This window comes from Xanthomonas populi, from assembly GCF_002940065.1.
Lineage (GTDB): Bacteria > Pseudomonadota > Gammaproteobacteria > Xanthomonadales > Xanthomonadaceae > Xanthomonas > Xanthomonas populi.
The window spans coordinates 1-270 of the sequence record NZ_MDEJ01000402.1; the positions used below are offsets into that span (position 1 = coordinate 1).

Genomic DNA, 270 nt, shown 5'->3' on the forward strand with positions numbered 1-270 from the left:
TTGCACGCCAACGTCGATCGTCGCTGGGGATTGATCCGCGTGCACGAGGTCAGCAGCGCGAACGTGCACGACAGCCGGCATTTCGAGAGTGTGCTGGATGTGGGCAATACCTCGCGCACGCTTCGCGCCGACAGCGCCTATGCCGACCGAGACCGTGAAGCGCGTTTGAAGGAACAAGGGTATCGCGTGGATATCCAGCACAAGGGCACGCGCGGCAGGCCTTTGAGCCCGGCGCAGCAGCGGCGCAATCATCGCATCGCCAAGGATCGG

1 protein-coding gene is annotated in these 270 nt (G+C 63.7%); it reads left to right on the top strand.

Going from position 1 to position 270, the window contains the following annotated elements; genetic code table 11:
- A partial coding sequence (locus XpopCFBP1817_RS21450; RefSeq protein ID WP_146090232.1) for a transposase occupies positions 1-270 on the top strand: 270 nt, incomplete at both ends.